Genomic DNA, 8,498 nt, shown 5'->3' with positions numbered 1-8,498 from the left:
ACGGTGGTCTTGCCGGCGCCATTGGGGCCGATGATGACGCGGATCTCGTTCTCGTCGACATAGAAGGACAGGTCGTTGACCGCCTTGAAGCCATCAAAGGAGACCGTCAGCCCCTCCACTGCGAGCAGGAAGTCCCGGGATGCGGTTTCGGTATCGAATGTCATGGCGGTCTCCTATTCCGCAGCGGCTTCGGACGCGGCAGGCGTCACGGCTGGCAGGGGGCGCAGGCGGTTGAAAAGGCGCGGCAATAACGGCTCGACATGGCTCTTCCAGATGCCGGCCAGACCATTGGGGAACGCCATGACCACGGCGATGAACAGCCCGCCCATGGCAAACAGCCAGAGTTCGGGAAAGCTCTCTGAGAATGCGGTCTTGGCGTAGCTGACCAGCAGGGCCCCATAGGCCGCGCCGAAGATCGACTGCCGGCCACCGACTGCGCAGAAGATCACCATTTCGATCGAGGGCACGATGCCCACGAAGGACGGGGACATAAAGCCGACCTGAAGGGCGAACATGGCGCCGCCGATGGCCGAGAAGGCCGCGGCCAGGCAGAAGACGAAGATCTTGAAGTTGGCCACGTCATAGCCCGAGAATCGCACGCGATCCTCCTTGTCGCGCATGGCGATGAGGATGCGTCCCAGCTTGGAGCGCTTGACCAGCACCGCCACGAGAATGACGCCGAGCAGCAGCGCCGCATTGACGAAGTATAGGACCAGCTTGGCGCTGTCGGTGCGGATATCCCAGCCCAGCAGGGTGCGCAGGTCGGTCATGCCGTTGATGCCGCCGGTATAGCCCTGCTGCCCGACGATCAGGATGGTGAGGATGGCGGCGACCGCCTGGGTGATGATGGCGAAATAGACGCCGCCCACCCGGCGTTTGAACATGGCCGCGCCGATGAGGTAGGCGAAGGCCGTCGGCACCAGCAGGATGGCGATCAGCGCCAGCGGGAAGGAGTTGAACGGCATCCACCACCAGGGCAGTTCGGTGACCTGGTTCCAGTCCATGAAGTCGGGAATGCCGGGGGTGGACTGGATGGCGGTGTTTTCGGGCGAGGAAGCCTCAAGCTTCAAAAACATCGCCATGCAATAGCCGCCCAGCCCGAAGAAGATGCCCTGGCCCAGGCTCAAAATGCCGCCATAACCCCAGCAGAGGACCAGTCCCACCGCCACGAAGGCATAGGTGAGATATTTGCCCACGAGGTTGAGGCGGAAGATGTCGAGTGCCAGCGGGAATACGGCGAGGATCAGGACGGCCAGGACCGCGAAAGCGATGGCGTCGTGCCGGGGGAAGCGGGTGATCGATGCTGCAGGCATGGCTGCGTTCCTTTCAGCGACGGATCTTGAGGGTGAACAGGCCCTGCGGGCGCAGCATCAGGATGCCGACCACGGTGAGGAGGGTAAGGACCTTGGCCATGGAGCCCGAGAGGAAGAACTCCATCGTCGACTGGGCCTGGCTGATGGCAAAGGCCGAGGCGATGGTGCCGATCAGGCTCCCGGCGCCGCCAAACACCACGACGAGGAACGTGTCCACGATATAGAGCTGGCCGGCCGTCGGCCCAGTCGAGCCGATCATGGTGAAAGCCGAGCCGGCGATGCCGGCAATGCCGCAGCCGAGCCCGAAGGTCATGCGGTCGACGCGCTTGGTGTCGATGCCGACGGCGCCGGCCATGACGCGGTTCTGCGTCACCGCCCGCACCTGCTTGCCCCAGCGCGACTTGTACATCAGCAGGGCCACGGCGACGGCGATGATTGTGGTCAGCGCCATGACAAACAGCCCGTTGATCGGCACTTCGATGATGTCGGTCAACGGCAGCGAGCCCATCATCCAGTCGGGCAGGCTCACGCCCACTTCGCGCGCTCCGAATACCGAGCGATAGGTTTGTTGCAGGATGAGGCTCAGGCCCCAGGTGGCGAGCAAGGTATCGAGCGGGCGGCGATAAAGGTGCCGGATCATCGCCCATTCGACGAACACGCCCAGGGTAAAACTGGCGCAGAAGGCCAGCGCCATGGCGAAGAAAAAGTAGATAGGAAACAAGGCGGGCGCGAAGCTGGTGACGAAGAGGCTGACGCCCCAGGTGACATAGGCGCCCAGGATCATGAACTCGCCATGGGCCATGTTGATGACGCCCATCTGGCCGAAGATGATGGCGAGGCCGAGCGCCATCAGCACGAACACTGAAAACAAGATCAGCCCGGCGAAGCCCTGCATCGCCAGGATCGAAAAGAACTGATCGTAGGTATAATCACCGATCATCGGAGCCTCGCATCGGGTGGAGGAATGGAGGCGGCTTCACAAGGAAGCCGCCAGTTTGGGTCGGAGAACTCGGAGCTTATTGGTAACCTTCCGGGAACGGATCGGGCTCCATCAGGTCGGCGGTCTCGTAGACCACGTCATACTGGCCATCGAGACGAGCATGGCCGATGCGCAGCTTGCTCCACAGGTGATGGTTCTCGTGGACCTTGACGTAGCCCTCGGGGGCGGTTGTCAGTTCGATATCAGGCGAGGCTTCGCGCACCTTGTCGACGTCGAAGCTACCTGCCTTTTCCACCGCGGCCTTCCACAGCCAGGGCCCCAGATAGGCTGCCTGCGTCACGTCGCCGATGACAATGCCGTCGCCCCAGCGGGCTTTGAAGGCCTCGACGAAGGCCTTGTTGTTGTCGTTTTCGAGTGACTGGAAGTACTTCATGGCCGCATAGGCGCCCACGATGTTCTCGCCGCCAATGCCCAGGACCTCGTCTTCCGTGACCGAAATGGTCAGCAGAAGCGGCGCTTCCTTGGTCAAGTCGATACCTGCAGCATTGAGCTGCTTGTAGAAGGCCACGTTGGAGCCGCCCACGACGATGGCATAGATCACGTCCGGCTTGGTCAGCTTGATCTTGTTGATGACCGAATTGAACTGGGTGTGTTCGAGCGGGTAATATTCCTCGCCGACAACCTTGAGCCCCTTCATCTCGATATGCTTGCGGGCAATCTTGTTGGAGGTGCGCGGCCAGATATAGTCCGAACCGAGCAGGTAGAAGCTCTTGGCCCCTTTCGTGTCGACTACCCAGTCGATGCCGGCAAGGATCTGCTGGGTCGCTTCCTGGCCTGTATAGATGACGTTGGGACTCTCCTCGAGGCCTTCATAGAAGGTCGGGTAGTAGAGCATGCCGTTGTACTGCTCGAACACCGGCAGTACCGCCTTGCGCGAGGCCGAGGTCCAGCACCCCATAACCGAGGCGACCTTGTCCTGCACCAGCAGCTTCTTGGCCTTCTCGGCAAAGGTCGGCCAGTCGGAGGCGCCATCTTCCTGGATATACTTGATCTGCCGGCCGAGCACGCCTCCCAGGGCGTTGATCTGCTCGATGGCGAGGATTTCCGCCTGCACCGACCCGGTTTCCGAAATCGCCATCGTGCCGGTGACCGAATGCAGGATGCCGACGGTCACTTCGGTGTCTGTGATGGCCAGGCCGGTGGTGTTGACCGCGGCGGTAGAGGTGTCCTGGGCGAAAACTCGGCTGCTGCCGAGCATGCCGAGCGCCGGAATTGTCGCCATCGCCGCAAGTAATTTGCGGCGGTTGAGAGTGTAGGGGCCTTTGGCCGGAATATCGTCAGTCATGGATTTGCCCTGTCCTTGCTTTGCCTCGGCTGCAGCGGAACCGCGTGCAACTGGTTACGGATTAGGCATTTTAAGAACTTGCCTCTCAACGGGGCATTTGACGTATTCAGGTCAGGGATTTTGCTGCATAGATTGCGGTAGGTAACGATACCGATGGCGATGCCTGACGCATTGGGAGTGTCAATGACCGCGCAATCAAAGGTGACCCGGGTGCGCCGCACCTACAATAAATGGGTTGCCAACCAGACGCTGGAAGACTTCGCCCTCCGCTTCACTGCCCAGAAGGTCCGTCGCTGGACGCCCGCCCGCATTGCCAATACCGCTATCGGCGCCGCCTCATTTCTGGCGCTGGAAGCCATTGGCGGCGCCCTGACCCTGAGCTACGGCTTTACCGTCACCGCCTGGGCCGTGCTCTCCACCTGCATCATCATCTTTTGCATGGGCATACCCATCGCCTACAATGCCGCCAAATATGGCGTCGATATCGATCTGCTCAGCCGCGGCGCCGGCTTCGGCTATCTGGGCTCCACCATCACTTCGCTGGTCTATGCCAGCTTCACCTTCATCTTCTTTGCCATCGAGGCCGCCATTATGGCGACGGCACTCGAACTCTGTTTCGGACTGCCGATCTCCATCGGCTATCTCGTCAGCACACTGATCGTCATTCCGCTGGTGACCTATGGGATCACTCTGATCAACCGGTTCCAGACCTGGACCCAGCCCTTCTGGATCGTGCTGCAGCTTGTGCCTTTCGTCTTTATCGGCAGCCAGAGCCTGCCGGCGGTGCGGGACTGGTCGGGGTATACCGGCCTCACGGGTCCGGTGGATGGCAGCTTTGACCTCGCTTTGTTCGGTGCGGCCTCCGCAGTGATGTTTTCTCTGATCGCACAGATCGGCGAACAGGTGGACTACCTGCGCTTCCTGCCGCGCGCCACGCACAGGAACCGGCTGGCCTGGTGGGCGGCACTGATCGGGGCGGGCCCCGGCTGGATCGTCATCGGTGGGCTCAAGGTCATGGCTGGCTCATTCCTGGCCTATTATGCCTTTCGCCATGGCGTCGATTTTGCCAAGGCGTCCGAGCCGACGCAGATGTATCTGGTGGTCTTCGGCCAGATGTTGACCAGCCCCGAACTGGCACTGGCCGTCACCGGCATTTTCGTCATTGTCTGCCAGCTCAAGATCAACGTCACCAACACCTATGCCGGCTCGATTGCCTGGTCGAACTTCTTCTCGCGACTTACCCACAGCCATCCGGGGCGCGTGGTCTGGGTCGTGTTCAACGTGCTGATTGGCCTGATCCTGATGGAGTTCGGCATCTACAAGGCGCTCGAGCAGATCCTCGCGCTCTATTCGATCCTGGCCATCGCCTGGCTCGCCGCCATCGTCGCCGACCTCACCATCTGCAAGCCGCTTGGCCTGGCGCCGCGCCACATCGAGTTCAAGCGCGCCCATCTCTACGACATCAACCCGGTCGGCTTCGGCTCCATGCTGATCGCCGCGTCGCTGTCGCTGCTGTCGTATCTTGGCCTGTTCGGGCCGATTGCCGAGGCCCTTTTTTCCTATGTCGCGCTGGTGACCGCCTTTGTCTGCGTGCCGCTGATCGCCATCGCCACACGGGGCCGCTACTATATCGCACGGACGTCGACGCTGCTCCAGGATGGGGCGGAAACCATCCGCTGCTCAGTTTGCGAACACAGTTTTGAGCCCGAGGACATGGCGGGCTGCCCGGTCTATGGTGGCCCGATCTGCTCACTCTGCTGCTCGCTCGATGCACGGTGCGGGGATCGCTGCAAGGACAATGCGCGTGTCGCCCAGCAACTGTCCGGCTTTGCCCGCCGCGTTTTCCCCCGCGCCATAGCCGATGCGCTCGACACCAGGCTGGGCCACTATCTGGGCCTGATGCTGGTGATCGGCGGGCTGATGGCCGCCATTCTGTTTGTCTTCAACTACCAGGCGGCCCTGGATGGCCACCTGCAGGGTGAGGCGATGGGAATTATGCTGGGCAAGCTCTTCGTGGTGTTCTTCATTATTGCCGGCATTGTTGTCTGGCTCTTCGTGCTCAACCAGGAGAGCCGCGTCTTCGCCGAAGACGAAGCGCATCGCCACACCACGCTTCTGCTCGAGGAGATCGAGGCCCATAGCGAAACCGACCGCAAGCTACAGCAGGCCAAGGAGGCCGCTGAGTCCGCCAATCTGGCCAAATCACGCTACGTTACCGGCCTCAGCCATGAGCTGCGCTCGCCGCTGAACTCTATTCTCGGCTATGCCCAGTTGCTGGAGCGGCAGCGCGAGGACAATCCTATAGTCGGCCGCGCCGCGCGCACCATCCTGCGCTCGGGGGAACACCTGTCCGGGCTGATCGAGGGGCTGCTCGACATTTCCAAGATCGAGGCGGGTAAGCTCCACCTTTACCGCGACAAGACCGCGCTGCCCGCAAACGTGGCGCAGATGGTGGAAATGTTCTCGCTGCAGGCCCGTGAAAGGGGCATCGACTTCGTGTTCGACCAGGCCAGCCCCATCCCCGAATATGTCTTCACCGACGAAAAGCGTCTGCGCCAGATCCTCATCAACCTGCTCTCCAACGCCATCAAATTCACCGAGGCCGGCACGGTGACGTTGCGGCTGACATATCGCAGCCAGATCGCTACCTTCGAGGTCATCGATACCGGCACCGGCATTGCCCCCGACGATCTCGAACGCATCTTCCTGCCGTTCCAGCGCGGCGCCCGCCCGCCCGGCGTCGAGCCGCAACCCGGGACGGGGCTGGGGCTCACCATCACCAGGCTGCTGGTCGAGATCATGGGTGGCGAGCTGATCGTGCAGAGCACCCCAGGTGAAGGAACGCGCTTCACCGTGCGGCTGCTGCTGTCCTCGACCTGGCTGCCGGACCAGCCCAAGCACGAGACTTCGCGTATCACGGGCTATTACGGCCGCCGGCAGATGATCCTGGTTGCCGACGACGATCCGACGCAGCGTGAACTGCTGTCGGATCTGCTGGGCGGCCTCGGTTTTGATGTCGTGGCGGTGGCAGACGGCATGGAATGCCTGCGCACGGCACACGTGCAGCGGCCTGACCTGCTGATCCTCGACATCGCCATGCCACGCCGCAATGGTTGGCAGGTGGCGCGCAAGGTGCGGGGCGACGTCACCGACCGGCTGCCCATCATCATGATCTCGGCAGATGCCGGTACCGAGCGGCTGCGGCCCGATTACCAGGTGCTGCATGACGGTTTTCTTATCAAGCCGTTCAACATCGACGACCTCGTCCAACAGATCGGCTCGGTACTGGGCCTGCAATGGATCGAGGACGAGGAAGAGTGGCCCAGAAAAGCCGCCAGCGAGGTGTCGCCATGACGCCCACAGCCGACGCGCCAAACGTGCTGATCGTCGATGATCACAGCGACACGCTGGACATGCTGAGCGACGCACTGGGAGCCGAGGGCATGTTGACCACTCCCGTCTCCGATGGCCGGGCGGCCCTCTCCATCATTGCCCGGAGCCAACCCGACATTGTCCTGCTCGATGCCCTGATGCCCGATATGGATGGCTTTGAGGTGTGCCAGGTGCTCAAGACCGAAATGGGCCTATCCGACCTGCCCGTCATGTTCATGACGGGCCGCAATGACAGTGAGCATGTGGTGCGCGCCTTGGCCTGTGGCGGGGTCGATTTCATCGCCAAGCCGATCGTGCTGAGCGAATTGTTTGCCCGCATGCGCGTGCACCTGACCAATGCCCGCAAGACCCGCTCGGCGCGCGAAGCGCTCGATTCCATCGGCCGTCGTATCGTTGCAGTGGACAAGGCAGGCAATGTGCTCTGGGCCACGCCCCAGGCTCAGGACCTGCTAATGCGCATCGGTCTGCGGGCCGAGGAGGGTTCGGCCCTGCCCTGGGAGGTCAAGGTCTGGCTGGAAAGCGCTCCGTCGCAGGACGCTCCGGCCTATGTCTACAGGCGCTTCGAGCGCGAGGTGGAATTACGCACCATGGAACGGCGCGCCGACGGCGTGGCGCTGATCCGCCTGATCGACCGCGAGGCGGGCACGCAGGAAGAGCGCCTGGCCCAGGCGTTCAACATCAGCCCGCGCGAGGCTGAGGTGCTGCTATGGTTGACGCACGGAAAGTCCAACAAGGAAATCGCCGAAATCCTCCAGCTCTCGCCTCGAACCGTGAATAAGCACCTCGAACAGATATTTGAAAAACTCGGCATCGAAAACAGAACCGCGGCAGCGACAATGTCGGTACGCGTGTTGTGGGACTAGGAACCGTCGTCAGGCGCATCATTCTACTGGTTTGTCATTGACTGACAGCACCGCAAGTGTCCGCTTCCAAGACGAGGCACCAGCACGGAAACGGGCCGAGAATGGATCGGCGGGTGCGCGGCCACCAAACTAGTGCGTTAGGCAGCTTGACGAAGCTCGCGTGCACACCGACCTTAGGGGGGAGTCTTCTTCCAACCCGTTGCACCCAACATGTCCAGCACTGCCAAGCCCGTTATCGGGGTCATCTCCTGCACCCGCCCTGTCGAGGGCGAGGACGCCTATATCGTCAAGACCCGCTATGTGAATGCAGTGGCCCGCTACGCCAATGCGGTGCCCCTGATTTGCCCCTCCATCGCGACCGAGGGCGACGCGGCTGCGATGGTGGCGCGCCTTGATGCCATTCTGCTGACGGGAAGCAATTCCAACATGGAGCCGCACCATTATGGCGCCGAGGCAGGACGGACGCCGTTTGACCCGGGCCGTGATTCCATGTCGGCGCTGCTCATCAAGGCAGCCGTGGCGGCCGGCAAGCCGGTGTTCGGGATCTGCCGCGGGCTGCAGGAGATCAATGTTGCGCTTGGCGGCACACTGGTGGACCAGCGCGATGCCACCGACCAGCCCAGCTTGCAGCACCATGCGCCGGA

At 62.0% G+C, this 8,498-nt stretch carries 7 protein-coding genes; 3 read left to right on the top strand and 4 right to left on the bottom strand.

Annotated elements, in window-relative coordinates:
- From Q8O80_RS01430 to urtA, 4 genes are all read right to left on the bottom strand, one after another.
- A partial coding sequence (locus tag Q8O80_RS01430; protein ID WP_305576162.1) for an ATP-binding cassette domain-containing protein occupies window positions 1–164 on the bottom strand: 164 nt, incomplete at its 3' end.
- Between the two features lie 9 nt (window positions 165–173).
- Window positions 174–1,313 (bottom strand): urea ABC transporter permease subunit UrtC, encoded by a 1,140-nt coding sequence (gene urtC, locus Q8O80_RS01425; protein ID WP_305576161.1) that lies wholly within the window; start codon window positions 1,311–1,313, stop codon window positions 174–176.
- A gap of 13 nt (window positions 1,314–1,326) precedes the next feature.
- Entirely contained in the window at window positions 1,327–2,253 is a 927-nt protein-coding gene (gene urtB / locus Q8O80_RS01420) for an urea ABC transporter permease subunit UrtB (RefSeq protein WP_305576159.1), read from the bottom strand.
- A 76-nt stretch (window positions 2,254–2,329) separates the two neighbouring features.
- Entirely contained in the window at window positions 2,330–3,598 is a 1,269-nt protein-coding gene (urtA, locus tag Q8O80_RS01415; RefSeq protein ID WP_305576157.1) for an urea ABC transporter substrate-binding protein, read from the bottom strand.
- Window positions 3,599–3,781: 183 nt separating this feature from the next.
- Between urtA and Q8O80_RS01410 the strand changes: the two genes are divergently transcribed.
- The 3 genes from Q8O80_RS01410 to Q8O80_RS01400 form a co-directional block, all read left to right on the top strand.
- Window positions 3,782–6,952, top strand: coding sequence for a hybrid sensor histidine kinase/response regulator (locus Q8O80_RS01410; protein WP_305576154.1), 3,171 nt, complete (start codon window positions 3,782–3,784; stop codon window positions 6,950–6,952).
- Window positions 6,949–7,854, top strand: coding sequence for a response regulator (locus Q8O80_RS01405; RefSeq protein WP_305576152.1), 906 nt, complete (start codon window positions 6,949–6,951; stop codon window positions 7,852–7,854). Before Q8O80_RS01410 ends, Q8O80_RS01405 begins: the two co-directional genes overlap by 4 nt.
- A 210-nt stretch (window positions 7,855–8,064) precedes the next feature.
- The coding region (locus tag Q8O80_RS01400; RefSeq protein ID WP_305576150.1) for a gamma-glutamyl-gamma-aminobutyrate hydrolase family protein at window positions 8,065–8,498 on the top strand (434 nt) is incomplete at its 3' end.

It is taken from the genome of Devosia sp. (genome assembly GCF_030689745.1).
In the GTDB taxonomy this organism is placed as follows: domain Bacteria; phylum Pseudomonadota; class Alphaproteobacteria; order Rhizobiales; family Devosiaceae; genus Devosia; species Devosia alba.
This window is presented reverse-complemented; position numbering and strand designations above follow the sequence as displayed.

Excerpts from the sequence above, each read along its gene's own strand:
- urtC (WP_305576161.1), bottom strand. The coding sequence starts at position 1,313 with ATGCCTGCAGCATCGATCACCCGCTTCCCCCGGCACGACGCCATCGCT.
- urtB (WP_305576159.1), bottom strand. The coding sequence starts at position 2,253 with ATGATCGGTGATTATACCTACGATCAGTTCTTTTCGATCCTGGCGATG.
- urtA (WP_305576157.1), bottom strand. The coding sequence starts at position 3,598 with ATGACTGACGATATTCCGGCCAAAGGCCCCTACACTCTCAACCGCCGC.
- Q8O80_RS01410 (WP_305576154.1), top strand. The coding sequence starts at position 3,782 with ATGACCGCGCAATCAAAGGTGACCCGGGTGCGCCGCACCTACAATAAA.
- Q8O80_RS01405 (WP_305576152.1), top strand. The coding sequence starts at position 6,949 with ATGACGCCCACAGCCGACGCGCCAAACGTGCTGATCGTCGATGATCAC.